The organism is Sinorhizobium sp. KGO-5, assembly GCF_036245905.1.
GTDB classification, from domain to species: Bacteria; Pseudomonadota; Alphaproteobacteria; order Rhizobiales; family Rhizobiaceae; genus Sinorhizobium; species Sinorhizobium meliloti_A.
On record NZ_BDIZ01000001.1, the window covers coordinates 1079275 to 1102202 of the forward strand.

23 protein-coding genes and 1 pseudogene are annotated in these 22928 nt (G+C 62.5%); 22 read left to right on the forward strand and 2 right to left on the reverse strand.

Going from position 1 to position 22928, the window contains the following annotated elements:
• Window positions 1-212 precede the first annotated feature (212 nt).
• The 21 genes and pseudogenes from BHD07_RS05100 (at window position 213) to BHD07_RS05200 (ending at window position 19550) form a co-directional block, all read left to right on the forward strand.
• A complete protein-coding gene (locus BHD07_RS05100) occupies window positions 213-1400 on the forward strand; it encodes a flagellin (RefSeq protein WP_100669577.1) in 1188 nt (395 codons plus the stop codon).
• Window positions 1401-1717: 317 nt separating this feature from the next.
• Window positions 1718-2683: a flagellin N-terminal helical domain-containing protein gene (locus BHD07_RS05105; protein WP_338278191.1), complete on the forward strand. Its 966-nt coding sequence runs from the start codon at window positions 1718-1720 to the stop codon at window positions 2681-2683.
• A 354-nt stretch (window positions 2684-3037) separates the two neighbouring features.
• Window positions 3038-3685 (forward strand): hypothetical protein, encoded by a 648-nt coding sequence (locus BHD07_RS05110; protein WP_338278193.1) that lies wholly within the window; start codon window positions 3038-3040, stop codon window positions 3683-3685.
• On the forward strand, window positions 3682-4860 hold the full coding sequence (locus tag BHD07_RS05115; protein WP_338278195.1) for a flagellar motor protein MotB: 1179 nt from the start codon (window positions 3682-3684) through the stop codon (window positions 4858-4860). The genes BHD07_RS05110 and BHD07_RS05115 overlap by 4 nt, the downstream gene beginning before the upstream one ends.
• Window positions 4861-4863: 3 nt before the next feature.
• Window positions 4864-6183 (forward strand): chemotaxis protein MotC, encoded by a 1320-nt coding sequence (gene motC, locus BHD07_RS05120; RefSeq protein ID WP_338278197.1) that lies wholly within the window; start codon window positions 4864-4866, stop codon window positions 6181-6183.
• Window positions 6180-7631: a flagellar hook-length control protein FliK gene (gene fliK / locus BHD07_RS05125; protein WP_338278200.1), complete on the forward strand. Its 1452-nt coding sequence runs from the start codon at window positions 6180-6182 to the stop codon at window positions 7629-7631. Before motC ends, fliK begins: the two co-directional genes overlap by 4 nt.
• On the forward strand, window positions 7570-8133 hold the full coding sequence (locus BHD07_RS05130) for a transglycosylase SLT domain-containing protein (RefSeq protein WP_033047239.1): 564 nt from the start codon (window positions 7570-7572) through the stop codon (window positions 8131-8133). The genes fliK and BHD07_RS05130 overlap by 62 nt, the downstream gene beginning before the upstream one ends.
• Window positions 8134-8404: 271 nt before the next feature.
• A complete protein-coding gene (rem, locus tag BHD07_RS05135) occupies window positions 8405-9076 on the forward strand; it encodes a transcriptional activator Rem (RefSeq protein WP_018094240.1) in 672 nt (223 codons plus the stop codon).
• Between the two features lie 91 nt (window positions 9077-9167).
• A complete protein-coding gene (locus tag BHD07_RS05140; protein ID WP_324762915.1) occupies window positions 9168-10376 on the forward strand; it encodes a flagellar hook protein FlgE in 1209 nt (402 codons plus the stop codon).
• Between the two features lie 84 nt (window positions 10377-10460).
• Window positions 10461-11879, forward strand: coding sequence for a flagellar hook-associated protein FlgK (flgK, locus tag BHD07_RS05145; protein ID WP_338278208.1), 1419 nt, complete (start codon window positions 10461-10463; stop codon window positions 11877-11879).
• Window positions 11880-11881: 2 nt separating this feature from the next.
• On the forward strand, window positions 11882-12925 hold the full coding sequence (locus BHD07_RS05150; RefSeq protein ID WP_338278211.1) for a flagellar hook-associated family protein: 1044 nt from the start codon (window positions 11882-11884) through the stop codon (window positions 12923-12925).
• A gap of 37 nt (window positions 12926-12962) precedes the next feature.
• Window positions 12963-13310 carry a flagellar biosynthesis regulator FlaF gene (gene flaF, locus BHD07_RS05155; protein ID WP_003529863.1) on the forward strand — a complete coding sequence of 116 codons (348 nt, stop codon included), beginning with the start codon at window positions 12963-12965 and terminating at the stop codon, window positions 13308-13310.
• Entirely contained in the window at window positions 13307-13756 is a 450-nt protein-coding gene (gene flbT / locus BHD07_RS05160; RefSeq protein WP_003529861.1) for a flagellar biosynthesis repressor FlbT, read from the forward strand. The genes flaF and flbT overlap by 4 nt, the downstream gene beginning before the upstream one ends.
• Window positions 13747-14163 (forward strand): flagellar hook assembly protein FlgD, encoded by a 417-nt coding sequence (flgD, locus tag BHD07_RS05165; protein ID WP_003529859.1) that lies wholly within the window; start codon window positions 13747-13749, stop codon window positions 14161-14163. Before flbT ends, flgD begins: the two co-directional genes overlap by 10 nt.
• A gap of 6 nt (window positions 14164-14169) precedes the next feature.
• Window positions 14170-14436 carry a flagellar biosynthesis protein FliQ gene (gene fliQ, locus BHD07_RS05170; protein WP_018094245.1) on the forward strand — a complete coding sequence of 89 codons (267 nt, stop codon included), beginning with the start codon at window positions 14170-14172 and terminating at the stop codon, window positions 14434-14436.
• 149 nt (window positions 14437-14585) lie between these two features.
• The gene (gene flhA, locus BHD07_RS05175) at window positions 14586-16673 is read left to right on the forward strand and encodes a flagellar biosynthesis protein FlhA (protein ID WP_100669557.1); all 2088 of its coding nucleotides are present in this window, start codon (window positions 14586-14588) and stop codon (window positions 16671-16673) included.
• Window positions 16670-17422 (forward strand): flagellar biosynthetic protein FliR, encoded by a 753-nt coding sequence (gene fliR, locus BHD07_RS05180; protein ID WP_324762917.1) that lies wholly within the window; start codon window positions 16670-16672, stop codon window positions 17420-17422. The genes flhA and fliR overlap by 4 nt, the downstream gene beginning before the upstream one ends.
• Before the next feature lie 4 nt (window positions 17423-17426).
• Window positions 17427-17835 (forward strand): annotated as a pseudogene (locus BHD07_RS05185) (hypothetical protein).
• Window positions 17836-17936: 101 nt separating this feature from the next.
• A complete protein-coding gene (locus BHD07_RS05190) occupies window positions 17937-18491 on the forward strand; it encodes a rod-binding protein (protein ID WP_338278219.1) in 555 nt (184 codons plus the stop codon).
• A gap of 124 nt (window positions 18492-18615) precedes the next feature.
• Window positions 18616-18984, forward strand: coding sequence for a hypothetical protein (locus BHD07_RS05195; RefSeq protein WP_338278221.1), 369 nt, complete (start codon window positions 18616-18618; stop codon window positions 18982-18984).
• The gene (locus tag BHD07_RS05200; protein ID WP_100669551.1) at window positions 18984-19550 is read left to right on the forward strand and encodes a hypothetical protein; all 567 of its coding nucleotides are present in this window, start codon (window positions 18984-18986) and stop codon (window positions 19548-19550) included. The genes BHD07_RS05195 and BHD07_RS05200 overlap by 1 nt, the downstream gene beginning before the upstream one ends.
• Window positions 19551-19585: 35 nt before the next feature.
• Here BHD07_RS05200 and BHD07_RS05205 read toward each other — a convergent pair whose 3' ends face one another.
• Complete coding sequence (locus BHD07_RS05205) at window positions 19586-20575, reverse strand: glycosyltransferase family 2 protein (protein WP_338279320.1); 990 nt, start codon at window positions 20573-20575, stop codon at window positions 19586-19588.
• A gap of 318 nt (window positions 20576-20893) precedes the next feature.
• Between BHD07_RS05205 and folD the strand changes: the two genes are divergently transcribed.
• Window positions 20894-21793, forward strand: a complete 900-nt coding sequence (folD, locus tag BHD07_RS05210; protein ID WP_324762920.1) for a bifunctional methylenetetrahydrofolate dehydrogenase/methenyltetrahydrofolate cyclohydrolase FolD — start codon at window positions 20894-20896, stop codon at window positions 21791-21793.
• Window positions 21794-21875: 82 nt separating this feature from the next.
• Here folD and BHD07_RS05215 read toward each other — a convergent pair whose 3' ends face one another.
• A complete protein-coding gene (locus tag BHD07_RS05215) occupies window positions 21876-22907 on the reverse strand; it encodes a substrate-binding domain-containing protein (protein ID WP_338278224.1) in 1032 nt (343 codons plus the stop codon).
• Window positions 22908-22928: the final 21 nt, after the last annotated feature.

Below are 22928 nucleotides of genomic sequence, written 5' to 3' on the forward strand. Positions count from 1 at the left end.
AAGGGGCCACGCTCATCGAGCGTGGCCCCTTTCTTCGTTTCCTCGGCGAATAAGCGCGTTTAACCTTTGTTAACCATAACCGCGCTAAGTGGGCTCAACGCAACGAACGGTTAACCAAGACGAAGAAGCGGTTAACGGCATGATGCCTCGCGTTCGTTCCCCCGGGGTGGCCGGGATGTCCCTTTCCAACTAGCCATTCAAAGGGGCCCGTAATGACCAGCATTCTCACCAATGTTGCAGCGATGGCTGCACTCCAGACGCTCCGCGGTATCGACTCCAATATGGAGGAAACGCAGGCTCGCGTTTCCTCCGGTCTCCGCGTCGGCACGGCGTCCGATAACGCCGCCTATTGGTCGATCGCGACCACGATGCGATCGGACAACATGGCGCTTTCCGCCGTTCAGGATGCCCTGGGTCTCGGTGCGGCCAAGGTCGACACGGCCTATGCCGGGATGGAGAATGCCGTCGAGGTGGTGAAGGAAATTCGCGCCAAGCTCGTCGCTGCGACCGAAGACGGCGTCGACAAGGCCAAGATCCAGGAAGAGATCGAACAGCTCAAGCAACAGCTGACGAGCATTGCGACGGCCGCTTCCTTCAGCGGCGAAAACTGGCTCCAGGCGGATATCACCACGCCTGTGACGAAGAGCGTAGTCGGGTCCTTCGTCCGCGATTCCTCGGGCGTCGTGTCCGTAAAGACGATCGACTATGTTCTCGACGGCAGCTCCGTTCTCTTCGATACCGTTGGCAACAACGGGATTCTGGACAAGGTTTACGATGTCTCCGAGTCCAGCGTAACGCTTTCGATCAACATAGGCGGCGTCGTCGCCGAACATACGGTTGCGGCCTACACGGTCGACGACCTCATCGCCGGCGGCGCGGTATTCCAGGGCAACTACGCCCTTGCCGGAGGTGTGAACTATGTCAAGGTAGAGGGCGTTTGGGTCGAAGCAGTTGCATCGTCCGCCGCGCCGGGTCAGGAAGTCGCTGCCGTGACGACCGCTGCAGCTCCCATTACCGCCGATTCCTGGGTCGTAGACACGTTGGCGGGGCCGGTTACCAGCGCACCTGCACCTGCCTCGATCGAGAATATCGACATCACCAACGCCGCGCAGGCAGCAAACCTCGATGCGCTGATCAGGGGCGTCGATGAAGCGCTCGAGGATCTGATCAGCGCCACATCGGCGCTGGGCTCGATTTCCATGCGCATCGGCATGCAGGAAGAGTTCGTATCGAAGCTCACCGACTCGATCGATTCGGGCATCGGCCGCCTTGTCGATGCCGACATGAACGAGGAGTCGACCAGGCTGAAAGCGCTGCAGACACAGCAGCAGCTCGCGATCCAGTCGCTCTCCATCGCCAACACCAATTCGGAAAACATCCTCCAACTCTTCCGTCAGTAAGCGGCGCCCCGGCTAGGGGGCGGCTTCGTCCCGCTCTGAAGGAGAAAAACCGCGGCTCGCAAAGGGCCGCGGTTTTTGCATTTTGGCGGCGACCTTGCGCCAGACTTGCCGGATTAATGAATCCTTCACGTTTGTTATTGGTTCGTTAACGCCGTTAACCTTTTCTTAACCATCCTCGTTAATGGTTCGTTAAGAACGGCGGTCTGTCACCCAGGGCAAAAAGGTGTCAGCGCGCATGACGCCTCACCGTCGTTGCCGGCTTTCCGGAATGGTCCGATTTCCCCAACCAGGGCAGCACAGCCCCAGGGTGACCACCAATGACCAGCATCATGACCAACCCCGCCGCCATGGCGGCGTTGCAGACATTGCGCGCGATCAACCATAATCTCGAGACGACTCAGGGCCGCATCTCCTCCGGCTACCGAGTCGAAACCGCGGCGGACAACGCCGCCTACTGGTCCATCGCGACCACGATGCGATCGGACAATGCCGCGTTGTCGACGGTCCACGACGCCTTGGGCCTCGGCGCCGCCAAGGTCGATACCTTCTACTCGGCGATGGATACGGTCATCGACGTGATGACCGAGATCAAAGCCAAGCTCGTCGCGGCAAGCGAGCCGGGCGTCGACAGGGATAAGATCAACAAGGAAGTGGCCGAGCTCAAGAGCCAGTTGAACTCGGCCGCGCAGTCCGCCTCCTTTTCCGGCGAGAACTGGCTCTATAACGGTGCTTCAGCAGCACTGGGCACCAAATCCATCGTCGCCTCCTTCAACCGCAGCGCCGACGGCAGCGTTACGGTCTCGACGCTCAATTACGACACCGCCAAATCCGTCCTGATCGACGTCACCGATCCTGCGCGCGGCATGCTCACCAAGGCGGTCGATGCGGATGCGCTTCAATCCACGCCGACCGGCACGGCGCGCAACTACTATCTCATCGATGCAGGTGCAGCTCCCGCGGGCGCGACCGAGATCGAGATCGACAACGCAACGACCGCTGCGCAATTGGGCGACATGATCAGCGTCGTCGACGAGCTCATCAGCCAGCTGACCGACTCCGCCGCCACGCTCGGCGCGATCACCAGCCGCATCGAGATGCAGGAAAGCTTCGTCGCCAATCTGATGGATGTGATCGACAAGGGCGTCGGGCGTCTCGTCGATGCCGACATGAACGAGGAATCGACACGGCTGAAGGCGCTGCAGACGCAGCAGCAGCTCGGCATCCAGTCGCTCTCGATCGCGAACACCACCTCCGAGAACATTCTCCGCCTGTTCCAGGAGTGACGACATCGCTTTCCGCCGTGCCGCCGGTCATCGGCATCGGTCGGAGAAAGGTTGGACCGCGCTATTGCCCTGGCGCGGTCCAACACCTTCGCACAAGTTTGACCGGATAGCCTTCCTTCGCAGTCATGTTGGAAATTGCCGGCCGGAAACCACTCCGGCTGCCGCTTGCATCGCGCTTCGCCTTCCGCGAACCGCTGCAGAATCAAGAATGCCGGTCCGTCGCTATTCGGGCGAACGGGCCTAAGGAGACGGTCAAGACGTGTCGGGCTCTATGGATTTCCGGGCCGCAAGCGAGCCTTTGCAGATGCGGCTGGCAATATCGGCCTTCGCCGGGCTGAGCCGGGAGGCGTGCCGATGAGCGCGTCGCTGTCCCGCTATCTCAAGGATTTCAGCCCGCCGAAGATCGAGCTGACGCGGGTAACGCCGAGATATTTTCCGGATCTCGACACCGACCTTTCGCAGAACCGTGCATGGGCGGAGCCGGTCATGCCCGAGATCGATATCGACGCCGAGCGCAGCGAAGCCTTTGCGAAAGGACGTGCCGAGGCCAGCGCCGAACTCGCTCTCGAACATCAGAAAGAGATCGCCGATCTCAAGGCGCGCCATGCAGAAGAGATCGACGCCCTGAAGCAGCGCCTCGAGGAACAGGCAGCCGCCAGGATCGCCGCTGGTTTCGGCGACATGGCGGATCGGCTGGCGCTCGCGCTCGGCGACCAGGCGGCGCGCGTCCTCGCTCCGGTCATGGACGAGGCGCTCGCCAAGCGCGCGGTCGAGAACCTGGCCGGCATGGTCCGGCACGGCCTCGCTGCCGGTGAAGGGATCGCGATCACGGTGCGGGGCCCGCTTGCGCTTTTCGAGGCTTTGAAGGCCCTGCTGCCCGAAGCGACCGCGTTCCGTCACGTCGAAAGCGATGATGTCGACCTGACCGTCGAAATGGGCGAGGCGATACTGGTGACGCGAATGGCCGCGTGGTCCGATACTGTTCGCAAGGTTCTGGCATGAACGACGAGAGCAACGGCAAGAACGAAATCATCATCGTCCGGCGTTCGGCAGAGAGCCACGACGGCCATCACGGCGGCGGGTGGAAGATCGCCTATGCCGACTTCATGACCGCGATGATGGCCTTCTTCCTCGTCATGTGGCTGATCAACGCCGCGAACGAGGAGACCAAGGCGGCGATCGCCGCCTATTTCAATCCGGTGCAGTTGACCGATCAGAAGCCGGCGGAAAAGGGCCTCAAGGATCCTGCCAAGGATGCGCAGGGCGAACAGACGCAGCAGCGCTCCAAGGTCGACGGCGAACAGGCCAAGTCGGGCGGTTCGGCCAAGACGGGGGATCAGCTGACGGCGACCTCGGGCGAAGAGACCAAATATTCGGATGCCGATTTCTTCGAAAATCCTTACTCGGTCCTGTCCGAAATCGCCCGCGAAGTGGGCCACGAGGCGAATATCAGCGTCAAGGGCGACGGTGGGGCGGCCCAGTCCGGGCCGTCAACCGGCGCCGCCGGGGGCGAAGCCTATCGCGATCCCTTCGACCCGGACTTCTGGACCAAGCAGGTGGAAGTGAAGGACGCCGGCAACACGGCCGAAAGCGACATGGCGTCAGCGGCACACAGCACCCGCGAAGCCGCCTCCGGGCCGAAAGCGCCGGATAGCGCGGAGGGCGCAAAGGCCGCGGATGCACCCGAGAACCAAGCGCCGGCTGAAAACCCGCAGAAGGAAGCCGAAGCCTTGAAGGCTGAAATCGAAAAGGAACTCGGGGGCGATGCCGGGCGGCTTCTCGAAAGCCTCGCCGTAACCCCGGCCGAGGGCGGCCTGCTGGTGACGATCAGCGAGCAGACGGATGCGCCGATGTTCGCGGTCGGGTCCGCCGTGCCGCAAAAGGAACTGGTGCTCGCGATGGAAAAGATCGGCAGGCTGCTTGCCGAGCGCCCGGGCGCTGTGGCCGTTCGCGGCCATACCGACGGGCGACCGTTCAAGGACGGCACCTACGATAATTGGCGCCTTTCGGCGGCACGTGCCCAGAGCGCCTATTACATGCTGGTGCGCGGCGGCCTGAAGGAAGAGCGCGTGAAGCAGATCAGCGGCTTTGCCGACCGCCGGCTCCAGGTGCCGAACGATCCCTATGCGCCTGCGAACCGGCGGATCGAAATCCTGCTGCAGTCGGGCCAGGGCTGAGAAATGCTGAAGCGGCTCTGCACCATTCTTGCGGCATCGGCCCTTGCCGCTCCCCTCGCGCTTGGCCCTGCCCGCGCGAGCGGGAATGAGGAGCTCACGCCTTACAAGATGATAAGGTCGCTGCAATATGTGCAGGATTCGGTGGTGCTCGGCGACCATTCGGCGATCGAGATGCAGCGCTTCATGCTCGGCGCGATCGACGAGCGGCTGAGGGCCGCCGATCCTTCGGCGTTTCGCGATCCGCGCAATGTCGATGCAGCTCTCGTCTATGTCATGAGCGGCGGCAATCCGGCGACGCTCGACCTTTTGGCCGACCGCGACATCGAGGGCAATTTCGACTCGCGGGTGACCGATGCGCTCAGGCACTATCTGAACGGCAAGGGCCCTCTGATCGTCGAGAATCTCACCAAGGCCGCCCCGGAATACAAGAATTCACGCATCGGTCCGTATCTGTTCCTGATCCTTGGCAACGCCATGTCGCAGCAGGATCCGGTCGAGGCGATGAAACATTACGATTGGGCGCGCCTGACGGCACCGGGCACCATCATCGAGGAGGCTGCCCTTCGCCGTTCGGTCTCGCTGGCGGCGCGGGCCGGCCTTCCGGAGAAGGGCTTTCGATATGCGCTGAACTACGCGCGGCGCTTTCTGACCTCACCCTATGCGAGCCAGTTTGCCGATGTCTTCGTCGAGCTGGCGGTCGCCCATTTCGACGAGGCGGCCGATGGGCGCGTCTCGGAGGTACTCTCCTTCATGGACAGTGCGCGCCAGCGCGAGGTCTATCTGCGGGTGGCGCGCCGCGCCGCGATTGCCGGCAACCAGGCCCTGGCGCGGCTGGCCTCCAGGCGGGCCGAGGAACTGGCAGGGGATGACAGTTCCCGATCGCAGGTGCTTGCGAGTTTCTACGAGGGGCTGGCTGCCGTGCCGTCCGCAGATGTCTTTTCGGCCGCCGAAGCCCTCGAAGCGATCCCCGACGAAAAGCTGTCCCCGCGCGACCGCGCCCTGCGCGAGGCGGCCAAGGCCGTAGCCGATGCGGTGGTGCGGCCACCATTGGGAGAAAGCCCGGCGCAAGCACCCGGGCCTATAGCGGAAAGACCGGCCGGGGAGCAAAGCGAGCTGGTTGCGGAGGAAAGCGAAAGCGGCATGAGCCCCTTCGGGCAGCCTTTCGAGGGGTCGTCCGACAGGCCAACCGAGATGCCGGCCGAGGCCGGGACGGCCGAAGCCGATATCGCCGCTCCAGGCGATCCGGTGCTCGAAGGCTTTCTAGCCAGCGGTCGTTCGAAGATCGACGAGATCGATGCGCTGCTGAAGAGGGAAGGACAATGAGGCCTCTTGACGAGAGTTTGCGCGCGCCCGCCGCCAACAGGCCGGCACAGTCACTGAGTGTTCGGGGTCAGCCAGAGGCCGAACCGGGGGCCTTTGGCGAGGCGATCGCCGATGCAGGCCGCCGCAGGACGCAGGGGCAAGCCGGCCAGGCATCTGCCGATGATGCGCGACGGGACCCCGTCGGGAACGGCGGCAACGCCTCGGCTGTGACGAAGGTCGACGGCTTTGGAGCGGATGATCCGGCATTCATGGCGGATGCTGCGGCGCCCGACGCTCGGCCCGCCTCCGGGCGCGCGATCATGACACCGGGCCAGGCGACGAAATCATCGCAGCACGGCCACCCTGCCGGCACGCCGCATCTGTCGCGGGAACGTGAAGGTGGCCAAGAGGAAAACGACCAACCGGCGGAGCGGGCGGTGATCCGCTCGCGTGGATCGGTGCAGACCTCGCGCGAGACCGTTGACGAAGCGTCGGTCGCGATGGCGAGGGAAGGCGGGGAGAACGGCGACCCTGCCAGCGGAACCGTCTCCGATCTCCTGTCGATGCTCGCCGGCGCCGCACCGGCGGCGGCCGCGGCTTCGCATCCGGAAGGCAGGCCAAAGCCCGCCTCGGCGGTTCGCGAAGGCTCCGACGGTCTGGCAAAGACTGTGGGCGGCATATCGCCGGAAGCGGCGGACGGCGAGCATCCGCAGATCGGGGAGATGAACGGCGACAGCGAGCCGGACCGGCTTTTCCGCTTCGCCCGTGCCGACGGCAAGGGGCAGGCCGTTTCCATGAGCATTTCGCGGGATGGCGAGCGGGCAGCCCTGGAGAACAGCCGATCGTCGGTCAAATCCGGAGTGGAGACCGTGACCGTTCTGGAGGCGCGCCGCTATCTCGGCCTTGCGCTCAACGAGAACGCTGCGTCGGTGACGAGCGCGATCGCCGGCGATAGCGGATGGGCCGAGGCATTGCAATCGAGCGCCGCGACGACGAAGCCCGAAGCCTGGAGCCAGGCCGGCAAGACGCTCAATACGCTGAAGATCCAGATGCATCCGGTCGACCTCGGCATGGTGACGGCGACACTGAGACTGAAGGACGACGAGCTGCAGGTCGATCTGAAGGTCGAAACCGGTGAGGCCTTCCGCCAGCTCAGCGACGACCAGAGCGAATTGGTGAAGGCCCTGCGGGCGCAAGGATTTGCGGTCGACCAGGTGAACATCGTCTTCAATGGCGGCGGAGATTCCGCAAATGGCGGCGGTGGCCAGTCCCAGTCTCAGTCCCAGTCTCAGTCCCAGGCTCAGTCACAGCTCGGCTACGAGGGCCGTGAGCGGGCAGGTGATGATGGACAGGGGCGTCAGCCGCGGGATGGCGGCCGGGCGGCGGCGGAAAGGTGGGCGGGCAATGATGCTACGGACGATATGGTTGACGGTGCCGAGCGTTCTCGCTCTGGCCACGTCTACATGTAGCGCCCTTGCGAGCGCAGGCGTGTGCGAACGCGAGATCGCGTCCGCGGCCTCTAAATACGGCGTGCCGACCGGGATTTTATATTCCGTCGGATTGACCGAGACGGGCCGCAAGGGGTCCCTGCAGCCCTATGCGATGAACATCGAAGGCAAGGCCTATTTCGGGGCAAGCGTCCAGGATGTTCTCACACGTTTCGGCGCGGCGCGTGCCGAGGGCGCCAAGCTCATCGATCTCGGCTGCATGCAGATCAACTACCACTTTCACGGCGAGCATTTCAGCTCTCCCGAGGAGATGCTCGATCCGCGCAGGAATGTCGAATATGCCGCCCGCTTCCTGTCCAATCTGCGCGCCCGGCACGAGAGTTGGACGATGGCGGTCGCTCGCTATCACGCCGGCCCCAACAACGACCCGGCGCAGAAGAAATACGTCTGCCGCGTCATCGCAAACCTGGTCGCGACCGGGTATGGCAAGTGGACGCCGAACGCGCAGCAGTTTTGCCGATAACCGACTTATGGTTGCATCGCCGCAGCCGCTGCCTCATTGTGGCGACAATGCGGACAGATTGTGATCGCAAGCGATTTCGGCATATCGCGTTAACTTTTCAACACCATGTTAGTGGTAGGGTTAACGATCACCTACTAGATATAGGCCAAATCGGCACGGAATTCTTAATCAACTATTAAAATCCCCCATTAACTTCCTCTAGTTGTTCGCGACTCCCGGGATTCGTACCTCTGTCTCAATGTGGCATCCATACTGATTCGGAGGCGGGCGAATGATCGTGGTGGTTGATGATAGAGCTCTTGTGAAGGACGGCTACGCGTCCCTGTTCGGCCGCGAGGGCATTCCCTCGACGGGCTTCGATCCGAGGGAGTTCGGCGAGTGGGTAAGCTCCGCCGCCGATTCCGATATCGACGCTGTCGAAGCCTTCCTGATCGGGCAGGGGGAGAGCACATTGACGCTGCCGCGCGTGATCCGTGATCGTTCCCGTGCGCCGGTCATCGCCATGAGCGACACGCCGTCGCTGGAAAACACGCTTGCGCTCTTCGACTGCGGCGTCGACGACGTGGTCCGCAAGCCGGTGCATCCGAGGGAAATCCTCGCACGCGTCGCAGCGATCCGCCGGCGTTTGACGGCCATCGCCAATTTCACGGATATCGGTCCCATCCGCGTTTTCGCCGACGGGCGCGATCCGGAGATCAATGGCGAAGTCTTCGCGCTTCCCCGTCGCGAACGGCGCATTCTCGAATATCTCGTCGCCAACCGCGGGCGCCGGGTATCCAAGTCGCAGATATTCAACGCGATTTACGGCATCTTCGACGAGGACGTCGAAGAGAATGTCGTCGAAAGCCACATCAGCAAGCTGCGCAAGAAACTGCGCAAGAAGCTCGGCTTCGACCCGATCGATTCGAAGCGTTTCCTTGGCTACTGCATCGACTGGAATTGAGCGCAGAAACGGCAGGGCGAGAACAGCTCAAGACAGGTTCACGCAAGGCCCGGTCCCTAGTGTCGCCGCAACAAGGAAATGAGGATCCGATATGAGTCTCTACGGTACCATGAGAACGGGCGTGTCCGGCATGAACGCCCAGTCCAACCGGCTCAGCACAGTCGCCGAGAACATCGCGAATGCCAACACCACCGGCTACAAGCGCGCATCGACGGAATTCTCATCGATGATCCTGCCGTCGGGCAACGGATCCTATAATTCAGGCGGCGTACAGACGGAGGTGCGCTACAGCATCTCGCAGCAGGGCGCGACGACCTTCACCACCTCGGCGAGCGATCTGGCGATCGACGGCGGCGGCTTCTTCATCGTCGAAGGCGCCAACGGCCAGGAATATCTGACTCGCGCCGGCTCCTTCGTTCCGGACAGCCAAGGCAATCTGGTCAATGCCGCCGGCTTCACGCTGATGGGCTACGAATACGAGGCCGGCGTCGACCCGACGGTCGTGGTCAACGGTTTCGATGGCCTGACCAGGGTCAATCTCGCTTCGGATGGGCTCATCGCGACCGGTTCGACCAAGGGTTCCATGGGCGCGAACCTGCCCTCGGGCGCGGCGGTGGGCGATGTTTCCACCACTTCGCTCGTCGTCTATGACAGCCAGGGCAATACCCGCATTCTGGATTTCAATTACGAGAAAACCGGGGCGAATGCTTGGTCCGTCGAGGTCGTCGACCGGACGTCGTCAACGGTCCTCGGCACACAGACGCTGAATTTCAACCCGGACGGATCCCTTACCGCGACCCCTGCCACATTGACGACATCGGCGATGGCGGCTCTTCCCGGCACCGGGGCGAACCTCTCGGCCCTCACTATCGATCTGACGAAGACGACGCAGCTCGGCTACGCCTTCAACGCCGACGGCGGCAACATCGACGGCAACGCGCCGAGCAAGGTCGCCGGCTACCAGATCGACTCCGACGGCATCGTCTACGTAAAATACGAGAACGGCGAGCTCGATCCGCGCTATCGCATCGCGCTCGCCAATGTCCAGAGCCCGGACAAGCTGAAGCCGGAATCCGGTAACGTCTATTCGCAGGGCGTCGACTCCGGCGTCATCATCACCGGCTTCGCCGGCTCGGGCGATTTCGGCGAGATCCTCTCCGGCGCGCTCGAAAGCTCGAATGTCGATATCGCCGAGGAACTGACGGCGATGATCGAGTCGCAGCGCAACTACACGGCAAACTCCAAGGTCTTCCAGACCGGTTCGGAACTGCTCGAAGTTCTCGTCAATCTGAAGCGCTAAATCCAACTTCGAAACTACGCACTTCCGGACGTAAGGCCCATTACGGGCTCTTCCCGGGAGTGCACTGAGAAAACGGTCCCCGGCATGTCGCTGTCTTCTGCAATCGCCATCGCGCAATCCGCGTTCAGCACCACGGCGCAACAAACCGCCACGGTCTCGAAGAACATTGCCAATTCCGGCAATGCGGACTACTCGCGCCGCATGGCGATGCTCGGGACCACCCCGGGCGGCGCCCAGATCGTTTCGATCTATCGGGCGCAGAACGAGGCGCTCCTCAAGCAGAACCTGATCGGCATCTCGCAGTCCTCCGCGCAGAGCAGTCTCCTGTCCGGGCTGGAGATCATGAAATCGGCGCTCGGCGGCAACGACTACGAGTCGTCGCCCTCCACCTATCTCTCGGCCTTCCGCAACAGCCTGCAGACTTTCGCGTCGACGCCCGGCAATGCGACGATCGCCGCCACGGTGGTGTCGGATGCATCGGACCTTGCCAACTCGATCAGCAAGACGTCGGCCGCCGTTCAGGACCTTCGTCTCGACTCGGACAAGAAAATCGCCGAGGAGGTCGCCAATCTGAACCGCCTTCTCGCGCAGTTCGCGACGGCGAACAACGCCGTCAAGCAGGCGACGGCCGCAGGCACGGACGCGACCGCTGCGCTCGACGATCGCGACAAGACCCTGAAGCAGATATCGGAGCTTGTCGGCATTTCCACCGTCACGCGGGCGAACAACGATACCGTCATCTACACCTCGGGCGGCACCGTTCTCTTCGAGACGCTTCCGAGAGAGGTCACGTTTGCGCCGAAGAGTGCTTACGATGCTACCGTCACCGGCAACGGCATATTCATCGACGGCGTGCCGCTCGCTGCCGGCAGCGGCGCCGATACCAGTGCCCAGGGCAAGCTCGCGGGCCTGCTTCAGCTGCGCGACGACATCGCTCCGAAGTTCCAATCGCAGCTCGACGAGATGGCGCGCGGCCTCGTCACCCTGTTCCAGGAAGGCGGCTTGCCGGGGCTCTTTACCTGGTCGGGCGGAACCGTACCGGTTGCGGGCGCCGTCCAGCCGGGGATTGCCGCGAGCCTTTCGGTCAATCCCGCAGCGAAGGCCAACCCCTTCCTCCTGCGCGACGGCGGCTTCAACGGGGTCGTTTCGAACCCTGACGGCAATGCCGGTTTTACGGACCTGCTCGACGGACTCATCACCGCTCTGGACGGCGACATGGCGTTCGACGGCGCGACCGGGCTCGACGCCACGAGTTCGATCATGGAATTCGCCGCGTCTTCCGTCGGCTGGTTCGAGCAGATACGCAGCGGCGCCTCCAGGGCCGATGACAACAAGGCGGCGCTGCTGGCGCGCACGCAGGAGGCGCTCGGCAGCGTGACCGGGGTGAGCATCGACGAGGAACTGTCGCTGCTTCTCGATCTGGAACAATCCTACAAGGCCTCGGCCAAGTTGATCAGCACCGTCGACGCCATGATGGCGTCGCTTCTCGAAGCCGTGAGGTAATCATGAAGACGTCCTTCGTTTCGAACCTGGCCGTTCAGAACGCCATGCGGCTGACCATCCAACAGGGGCAGGCGGAACTTCTGAAGCTGCAGACCGAGGTGACGACCGGGCGCCACGCGGATGTGGGGCTGGCGCTCGGTTCCTCGGCGGCGCGCTCGGTAAGCCTGCAGCGCGAGCTGGCACGGCTCGATACGCTCGTCGATACCAATTCCGTCGTCACCCAGCGGCTTGCCGCTTCGCAATCCGCCCTTGCCACGATGGCCGAAGCGGCGCAGCAGGTGCGTAACACCCTCGTCACCTTCAAGGGCAATGATGCCGCCGATCAGCTCGCGATCCAGAAGACCGAAATACAGAGTGCCATGTCGGCCTTCTCTTCGGCGGCGAACCTGTCCTTCAACGGCGAATTTCTCTTTGCCGGCATCAACACCGACGTGAGGCCCTTCGAGGATTATGGCGCTGCGGCGAAGTCGACCTTCGACACCGCGCTCGCCACCTACATGTCGGCGAACGGCATTGCCTCCATGAGCGATTTCACGAAGGCCGAGATGGAGGACTTCATCACCAACACGCTCGAACCGCTTTATGCAAGCGATGCGCAATGGGCCACGGATTGGTCCAAGGCCTCGAGCCAGAACATGACGAGCCGCATCAGCACGACGGAAGTGGTGCAGAGCTCCACGAATGCGACGACGGAAGGCTTCCGGAAATTCGCTCTCGCCAGCGTGATCGCCCTGGAACTGATGGACGAAAATGTCAGCTCCGAAGTCCGGGCCTATATCGGTGAGACGGCGCTCGGCTATGTCGAGCAGGCCAATACGCAGGTCACGGCGGAGCGCAGCACTCTCGGTATTTCCGAAGCGCGCGTGAAAAAGGCGAATACCTCCCTCCAGGCCCAGATCAAGCTGATCAACACACATATTACCGATCTCGAAGGCGTCGACACCTACGAGGCTTCGACACGGATGAACACGCTGCTGACGCAGGTAGAGACCTCCTACACACTGACGGCGCGGATCCAGCGGTTGAGTTTGATAGACTTCCTCTAATGACTAGAGGATGCGGACAAGCATGAGGGATGTCTGAATGTATCAGTTTGCATACGCCGAGATCATGGAGGAAGGCGTAGCCGTTTCCAAGGATCGGGAGAAGCAGGTTCTCGATCGTTCCATCGCGCTCTTGCAGGCGGCGAAGGAAAAGGACGGATACACCCGGGAGGCGATCGAAGCGGTCTACTTCACCCGGCGTCTCTGGATCCGTTTCATCGAAGATCTGCGCGCGCCGGACAATCAGCTCAACGAAGAGCTGCGCGCCAACCTCATTTCGATCGGAATCTGGATTCTGAACGAGACGGAGAAGATCCGCAAACGCGAGTCTTCCAATTTCCAGGGCATTATCGACATAACCACCATCATCAGGGATGGACTGAAATGAAGAGCACACTGCGTATTTCGCTGAAATCGGGCGAAAGGATCTTTGTAAACGGCGCAGTGCTGCGCGTCGACCGCAAGGTCGCGATCGAATTCCTGAACGACGTGACCTTCCTGCTGGAAAACCACGTCCTGCAGCCCGAAGACGCGACGACACCGCTGCGGCAGCTCTATTTCATCGCCCAGATGATCCTGATCAATCCGGAAGGCGCGGACCAGTCGACCGCGATGTTCCGCAAGTCGATCGTCATGCTGCTCAACTGCTTCAAGCACGACGAGGTGCTGGCCGAGCTGAAGCGAATCGACGGGCTGGTCACGCAGGGTCGGGCCTTTGAGGCGCTGAAGGCGATCCGGGGGCTTTATCCGATCGAGGACCAGATCCTCAACGCGCAGGAACTGACGCCTGCGACGGTGGAACAGATACGCAAGGAGATTGCGCCATGGCGGTGAGCGGCGTCAACAACACGTCCAACAGCTACACGCCAACGGTTTCGGCCACGGATTCGGCGGGCGACGCCAGCGCGGCGACGCTCAACTACGAGAGCTTCCTCAAGCTGCTCGTGGCGCAGATGAAGAACCAGGATCCGACGCAGCCGATGGACGCGACGCAGCAGATCGCGCAGCTTGCGACCTTCTCGCAGGTGGAGCAGACGATCAAGACCAACAAGAACCTCGAAAGCCTGCTGCAGCGCACCGCGCTCAGCGAGGCGGACGCCGTGATCGGCAGGACGGTCACCAGCGCGGACGGCAAGACCACTGGCGTCGTCAAGGAGGTGAAACTATACTCCGATGGAATCATCGCGGTGCTCGATACGGGCAAGGAGCTCGTTATCGGTCCGGGCGTCATAATGAAGTGAGTTCCCATGAATGAGGCAGATGCCCTCGACATCGTACAGGCGGCGATCTGGACAGTGATCGTGGCCTCGGGCCCTGCCGTTCTCGCCGCAATGGTGGTCGGGGTCGGCATCGCCTTCCTCCAGGCCCTGACCCAGGTTCAGGAGATGACGCTGACATTCGTGCCGAAGATCCTGGCGGTGATGGTCACCGCCGCCATCTCGGCGCCCTTCGTCGGCGCGCAGATTTCGATCTTCACAGATATCGTGTTCTCGCGAATACAGAGCGGGTTTTAGCTCGGGGAGCGGCGAAGTACCCCCCTCTGCCCTGCCGGGCATCTCCCCCGGATACCACCTTCGCGCAAGCTTGGCCCTCTAGGACTCTGCCATACCCTTGGGCAGATCTTACGATCGCTGCCCGCCTCTCATGAAGAGACGGAAGAGACATGGCACAACAGGCGACGCTGACCATCCCGAAACTTGCACCCAAGAGCCGGGACATCGGCTTTGCGCTCGGGATCGTGATGATCCTGTCGATCCTGTTCCTGCCCATTCCCCCCTTCCTGATCGATCTCGGGCTTGCCTTCTCCATTTCGTTCTCGGTGCTGATCCTGATGGTCGCACTCTGGATCCAGCGGCCGCTCGATTTCTCGTCTTTCCCGACGATTCTGCTGATCTCGACCATGATCCGCCTGGCGCTGAACATCGCCACCACGCGCGTCATCCTTTCCCACGGGCATGAGGGCCATGGCGCCGCCGGCGGGGTCATCTCCGGTTTCGCCAGCCTCGTCATGTCCGGGGACTTCGTGATCGGTCTCATCGTCTTCCTCATCCTGATCACGGTGAACTTCATCGTCATCACCAAGGGTGCCACGCGTATCGCCGAAGTCGGCGCCCGCTTCACCCTCGATGCGATCCCCGGCAAGCAGATGTCGATCGATGCCGACCTCTCAGCCGGCCTGATCGACGAGAAGGAAGCGCAGCGCCGCCGCCGCGAGCTGGAGGAGGAGAGCTCCTTCTTCGGCGCCATGGACGGTGCATCCAAATTCGTGCGCGGCGATGCGATCGCCGGCCTGATTATCACCGCGATCAACGTCTTCGGCGGCATCATCATCGGCTACCTGCGCCACGACATGGAGATCGGCGAAGCGGCCGACGTGTTCGTCAAGCTTTCCGTCGGCGACGGTCTCGTCTCCCAGATCCCGGCACTGATCGTTTCGCTCGCCGCCGGCCTGCTCGTCTCGCGCGGCGGCACCGCCGGTTCCACCGACCAGGCGGTCGTCGGCCAGCTCAGCGGTTATCCCCGGGCGCTGATGGTCGCCTCCGGGCTGATCGTCCTGCTCTCCGTCACGCCCGGCCTGCCTTTCCTTCCCTTTGCGGCGCTTGGCGGCGGCATGGCTTTCCTCAGCTGGTTCATTCCGAAGCAGATCGAGGCAGAGAAGGCGGCAAAACGGGACGAGGAGGCGGCAAAGGCGCAGCAGAGCAAGGAAAGCGACAAGGATTCGGTCAAATCGGTGCTGAAGACCGCGGAGATCGAGCTGCTGCTCGGCAAGCAGGTCTCCACCAGGCTGCTGGGCGCCCATCAGGAGCTTGCCTTCCGCGTCGGCAAGATGCGCCGGAAGTTCGCCCTCCAATACGGCCTCGTCGTTCCGGAGATCAAGGTTTCCGACGACATCACCATTCCCGACAAGGCCTATCATGTCCGCATCCACGGCACCACGATCGCTTCCAACACGGTCCGCGTGGGCGAAGTGCTGGTGGTTACCGGCGGCGGGCGGCGGCCGAGCGTGCCCGGCGACGACATCCGGGAACCGGCTTTCGGCATGCCGGCGGTGTCGATCCTCGAGACGTTCACGGAAGACCTGAAGCGCGAGGGCTTCCACCCGATCGACAACGTGTCGGTGGTGCTGACGCATTTGAGCGAAGTGATCCGCAACAACCTGCCGCAGCTTCTCTCCTACAAGGACGTGAAGGTGCTGATCGAACGGCTCGACCCGGAATACCGCAAGCTCGCGGACGAGATCTGTACCTCGCACATGTCCTATTCCGGTCTGCAGGCGGTGTTGAAACTGCTGCTCGCCGAACGCGTCTCGATCCGCAATCTGCATCTGATTCTCGAAGCCGTGGCGGAGCTGGCCCCGCACGTGCGCAAGACCGAGCAGATCGTCGAACACGTGCGGGTGCGCATGTCGCAGCAGCTCTGCGGCGACCTCGCCGACAACGGCGTGCTGCGCGTGCTGAGGCTCGGCAACAAGTGGGACATGGTCTTCCACCAGGCGCTGAAGCGCGACGCCAAGGGTGAGATCGTCGAGTTCGATATCGACCCGCGCCATCTCGAGGAATTCAGCGAGCAGGCGACGAAGGTAATCCGTGAACATCTCGATCGCGGCATGCCCTTCGTACTGGTAAGTTCGCCCGAATCCCGGTCTTATGTGCGCATGATCATCGAACGCCTCTTCGCCACATTGCCCGTGCTCTCGCATGTCGAGCTCGCCAAGGGACTCGAGATCAAGATCATCGGCTCGATTTCATGATCACCGACCCCGAGGGCACGGTCCTGGCGCTGTTTGCGGCCTTCTGCCGGATCGGGGGCTGCGTCATGATCATGCCGGGATTCTCGACGGCGCGCGTCCCCATGCAGATCAGGCTGTTCATAGCGGTGGCGCTCTCCATGGCCATCCTGCCGATCATGTGGACGGATATTTATCCGCAGGTGACGGGCAAAGGTCACACCTATCTCTATCTCGTCGCGACCGAGACCGCCATCGGCGCCGTGATCGGGCTCGTCGCGCGCTACTATGTGCTCGGGCTGCAGTTTGCCGGCACCGCAATGACCATGCTGATGGGGTTCAGCCCGCCGCCGACGGCGGATGTGCTGGAGGATACGGCGGAAAACCAGCTCACCAGCATGATCGGTTTTGCCGGGCTGATGATTCTCTTCATGCTGGATTTCCACCATGTGATTTTCGAGGCGATCGCGCAGTCCTACCGGGTTATGCCGATCGGCGCCGGCTTCGATCCGCAGGGCACGCTGATCACGCTCACCAATTCGCTCGGTCAGACCTTCATGATCATGCTCCGGCTCGCCAGCCCCTTCGTGATCTACGGCCTGCTGTTCAACGTGGCGATCGGCATGGTCAACAAGCTGGCGCCGCAGATCCCGGTCTACTTCATTTCCCAGCCCTACCTCATCATGGGCGGCCTGTTCCTTCTCTATCTCGGCATCGCCGCGATGCTGCGTCTGTTCGCCGACGGCTTCGCGCCCGTCATGCAGGGTGGCTAGCTCGATGAAGGCGCGGTCGGAAAAGCTGAAACGCCTGGTCGCCGTCCAGCGGCATCTGGAGCGGATGGCCGAAAGCGAAGTGGCCGAGACCGCCCGGCAGCGGACCGAACTTGCCGGAACGATCGACGTCGTGGTCGACGCCATGGGGTCGGCCCATCCGATGCATCGCGTGTTTTCAGGTCACTATGCCTCCCAACTCGGACGCCTCGTGCAGAAGGACCAGATGCTGCTCGGAATCCAGCAGGTGCATGAAGCCCGCATGATGAAGGAACGCGCCAAGGGCGACCGGCTCGAGGAACACATGAAGGACGCCCGGCTGTCGGAGGACCGCGAGGCTGCCGACAATTCGATCCTCGACCTGATCGACCAGCACGTCTCGGGCGGCGCCAGCCTCCGGTAAGGTTGACGGGTGATAATGCTTCAACCGGAGAGCCAGCAAGGGTGGCTTTCCGCTTCACGAACATCGCGTTGCCCGGCAAACGAGATGCCGGCTTCGGCTTTGAGAGGATCTGACATGGCTATTTCTCCGCCCAGCGATCTGGTGATGGACGTCGTCCGCGCGGCCGATCCGGCTGAGGTCCAGGAGGCGCAGGCGCGGCTCAAGGCGAATCGCGCCGCTTTCCAGGCGACCAGCCTCGCAGAAAACGGCGATGGCTTCGCAGCGCACGTTTCTTCGGTGCTCAATTCTTCCGAAGGATCGAGCGGGCTTGGAGACATCAGCAATCGTGCCGAAGCGAAGAAGATCCCGGAGACCTATCGGAAATTCGAGGCGATGGTCCTGCAGAATTTCGTGAAATCCATGCTTCCGAGCGAAAGCGAGAACGTCTTCGGCAAGGGCACCTCCGGCGACATCTGGAAGAGCATGATGGCCGAGCAGATTGGCGACGTGCTCGCCAAGGGCGGCGGGATCGGCATCGCCGATCAGATGGTAGGCGACGGTGCGACCGATCGGGTGAACGCCTCGCTGGACGGCGACAGCCGGAACCTCGCCGCTGGCATAGTCCAGGAATATGAGCGCAAGGCGCTCTCGTCCTTCCTGCCCAACGACGAAAAGAAGAAGCAGGCCTGATGCCGTCGCCCGGTCCGCGAAGCGGCCTGGCGAAATACATTCATACCAATGGAAACAAGCGGGCGAAAGAATGCCTGGGCATCGTTCCGCCCGCGCCCCGCGATAGTGCATATGGGAGTTGATTATGGAAGCTGTGGCATCCAACGACCTGCGGATCCAAAATGTTCTCGGCCGACTGGAGATGATCATCGACAATGAGAACAGCCGTATCGGTGCGGACCCCGAATTCGACCTCAAGACCTCGAACGCCCACAAGAGCCGGTGCCTCTACGAGTTGACCATGCTTCATCGCGACGCCGGACCCGGCGAGCTCTCGCCGGCCTTCGCCGCGCAGACGCGCCATCTCAGGAGCAAGCTGCAGGTCAATGCGCAGAAGGTGGCCGCGCACCTGGAAGCGGTCCGCTCCGTCGTCGACCTCCTCAAGACCGCCGCCCAGGACGCGGATGCGGACGGCATCTATACCGAAGCACAATTCCGCTACAGCGATTTCTGATGTTGAAGCTTGTTCTCACCGGGGTCTGGGTCTGCGCCGTCACGCTCGGGTCGGTTTATTTTTCGATGCAGCATGCCTCGGCGCCGGTGGTTTCGGATGCGGAGGCGGACCGGCGCGCGTCGCAGGAATATGTCCCCGGTGAGATGATAACGATCCCGTCCATCAAGGACGGCGCGGTGCAGGGTTATTTCCTTGCGAAGCTCTCCTTCTCGGCATCGCGGGAAGGTATCGCCAAGCTGCATGCGCCTCTGCGCCAGCTCGTCACTGACGAGCTCTACGACATGCTGGTGGGCTCGAAATTCATCGATGTCGCCGATACCGCTACGTTCGATCTGCCCGGCTTCAAGGTTGCGGTCAAGGATGGCCTCAACAGGAAGCTCGGAAACGAGGTCATTTCGGAAGTTCTGGTCGAGCAGCTTGAATATCTGACCAAAGAGGACGTGGAACGCGTCGCCAACAGCCAGAACCGCCCGTATCAGAAGCCTGTGCCGATCCTCGACAGGAACGGCCAGGCGGCCTCCGACCGGCTTCCGGAGAACGCGGTGCAGGCGACCAGCGCGCACTGACGCCGATAGTGCGGAGCGCCTTGCCGGCGACAGCGTCAGTCCCTGTCGCGATTGCCGTCCCGCGTATCGGCCGCGTCGATCCGGGCGGTCAGCCGGCCGATCGCGACGTGGAGGGGATAGAGGCTGGCCGCGGCAAGGCCGGTCTCTCTCCAGAGCCTGAGGCCTACCGGCAGCGATGAGGCGAGCAGCCATAGGGACTTGCAGAGGGTTTTCAATCGCCCGGAGAAAGTCGCATCGCGCTGACGCTCCATCAGCGTCGAGATCGCACCTTTCTCGATACTGCGGGCACGCGTCCAGGAAGCCGTCGTGTGATGCGCCGGAACCGACTCCGCCACCCAGGCATCCGCAGCCCAGGCGAAGGAGAAGCCTTTCGCCCTGCACCGGTCGAAGAAATCCGCATCGCCGATGCCGACGATATTGAGCGCCGGATCCAGGAACGGCTGCGGCATGCCTTCGAGCACCCGTCGCGTGATCAGGACGTTGCCTGCGGAGTAGAGGACGGGTACGGGCCCGCTCCCGTGGTAGGGAGGTGCGAAGACGGGGTGCCGCTTCCACTTCTGCTCCTGAGGATGCCCCAGGACGGGAAGCTGCGGACCGCCGACAATGTCCGCATCATGGGCTTCCTGCACCGCCATCAGACCATCGAGCCATTCGGGAGCGGCTATCTCGTCATCATAGATGAGAGCCACGAAGCCGAGGCTCGGAAAGAGCTCGAGAGCGGCTGTCAGTCCGGCATTGCAGGCATGGGCATATCCGCGGCGGCGTGCCACGACGACGGCGGAATCGAAAGAATGGCCGCTTAGGAAGTCTTTGGCCGACCGCGCGCCGGCAAATCCGTCCGCGTCGTTTTCGACGACAATGGTCGCGAGGGGGACATCGGGCCTTTGTGAGACGATGGTCTTCAGCGTCTTGACGAGATGATCCGGACGCCGGAACGTCGGCACGATCACGACGAGCTCGATATCCGACGCGTCTTCCAGCTTCGTCTGAAAATGAATGAAACTGTCCTGGCCGTCCGACGTCATCGTCAAAGCCCGCGCCGATTCGATGCAATGAGTACAGCAAATCTTCCTAAACAGAGGTTGAATCCAAAACGGCCTTTCGAATGAGGATTTTACGCCCGGTCTCGGCAATGCAAAAGCCGGAATCGTGGATGCGCCACCCAGGATCCGGGGCTGTCTCTCATCGTGCAAGGAAATTGCCGCACCGAAGCGGATGGCGCTTCCATACGCGCAGGGCACTTGCAATTATGCGTTTGGAACAGCATAGGGCGCATGCAGGCAATCGCCGGATGCGGCTTGATCTAGAGTGTGCCGCGTTCGGGACTAATCGGGAGATACGCCGTGACGACTGTGATTGATGGCAAGGACGTTGCTGCTTCGGTCATCGAAACCGTGAAATCCGCCACGAGCGCACTGGAAAGCGAAACCGGCGTGCGCGCGGGTCTCGCGGTCGTCATCGTCGGGGACGATCCCGCGAGCCACACTTACGTGTCGGCGAAGAGCAGGATGGCGAAGGAATGCGGCTTCCTGTCGGTTCAGCATACGCTGCCGGAGGAGACCTCGCAGGAGGAACTCGCGGCGCTGGTCGCCGAGCTCAATGCGGATCCGTCCATCCACGGCATTCTCGTGCAGCTGCCTTTGCCGAAACACCTCCGCTCGGAACCGATTATCCAGTCGATCCTTCCGGAAAAGGACGTAGACGGACTGCATGTCGTCAATGCCGGCAAGCTGGCGACCGGCGATCTCGAAGGCGGGCTCGTCTCCTGCACGCCGGCCGGCGCCATGGTCTTCGTGCGCCGGACTTACGGCGATGATCTTTCCGGTCTCGACGCCGTCGTCATCGGCCGCTCCAACCTCTTCGGCAAGCCCATGTCCGCCCTGCTTCTTGCGGCCAATGCAACGGTCACGACGGCGCATTCGCGCACCAAGGATCTCGCGGCCGTTTGCCGCAAGGCGGACATCCTGGTGGCCGCGGTCGGGCGCCCCGAGATGGTCAAGGCGGACTGGGTGAAGCCCGGTGCCATGGTGGTCGACGTCGGCATCAACCGCGTCCCGGCGCCCGAACGCGGCGAGGGCAGGACGAAGCTCGTCGGCGATGTCGCCTTCGAGGAGTGTGCGAAGGTCGCAGGCGTAATCACGCCGGTCCCGGGAGGCGTCGGGCCGATGACGATCGCGATGCTGATGGCGAACACGATCATCGCCGCCTGCCGCATGGCCGGCCGCAAGCCTCCGAAATTCTGACTGCCGCTTGGGACTAGACAGTCCATCCCCAACCTCTCCCACTTGTGGGAGGGGTGAAGCGGCTTGCCTAACGATCGCGGCTCTACCTGTCCGGTGCAGGCCCCGTCGAGGCGCGCACGATCAGTTCGGCGCGCCAAAGCTCCTGCTCGGGATAGTCTGCCTGATTGAGTATGCCGCCGATCAGCCGTTTGGCGATGCGTGCACCGGCTGCGCGAAGCGAGGAGCGCGTCGTCGTCAGTGGTATGCTGAAGTTCTCGGGCTTCAGCATCGGCAGGACGTCGTCATGGGCGATGAGCGAGATGTCGGTGCCGATAGTGAGTCCGGCCTGGTTGATCGCGCGCACCGCGCCGAGCGCCAGCACGGTACTGGAACAAAGGACGGCGGTCGGCGGGTTCGGCCGTTTGAGGAAACGCTGCATGCTCCGATAGCCATGCTCGTCGGTCATCGCAGAGTGATGGACGAGCGCATCGTCGAGGTTGAGGCCCTTTTCCGCAAGCGCGCGCACCAGCCCCTTCTTCCGGCGGATGGAGAAGGTGAGGTGTTCCGGCCCGTTGATCAGGGCGATGCGGCTGTGGCCGAGTTGGATGAGAAGCCTGGCGGCGTCGTAGAAGGCGCCGGTATTGTCCACGTCGAGGAACGGATAGTCCCGGGGACCGCCGATGGAGCGGCCATGCACCACGAAGGGAATGGAAAGAGCCTTCAGCATCTCGATGCGGGGATCGTTTGCGCGCATATAGGCGGTGAAGACAGCGTCGACATTGCCGCTCGCCGCAAGCCGGCGGAATGTCGCCTCCTCGTCTTCGGGCGCACTGGGGTTCAGCACGAAGTGGAAATCGTGCTCGACCGCTTCCTCCGCCAGCCCCGCCAGGAATTCACCGAAATGGATGTCCGAATCGATTCCCGATGCGATCGGCATGACGAGCCCGATCGAATAGGCTTTTCCGGTCGCGAGGCGCTGTGCGGCGCGGTTGGGCCTGTAACCCGTTTCGCGCACCGCCTCCAGCACCCGCGCCCGCGTTTCCGCATTGACCTCCGGATAGCCGTTCAGCGCCCGGCTGACCGTGGTCTGGGACAGACCGAGCAGTTCCGCCAATTGCTTGAGATTGACCGGCATGGCGAGAATCCCTTCCAAAGC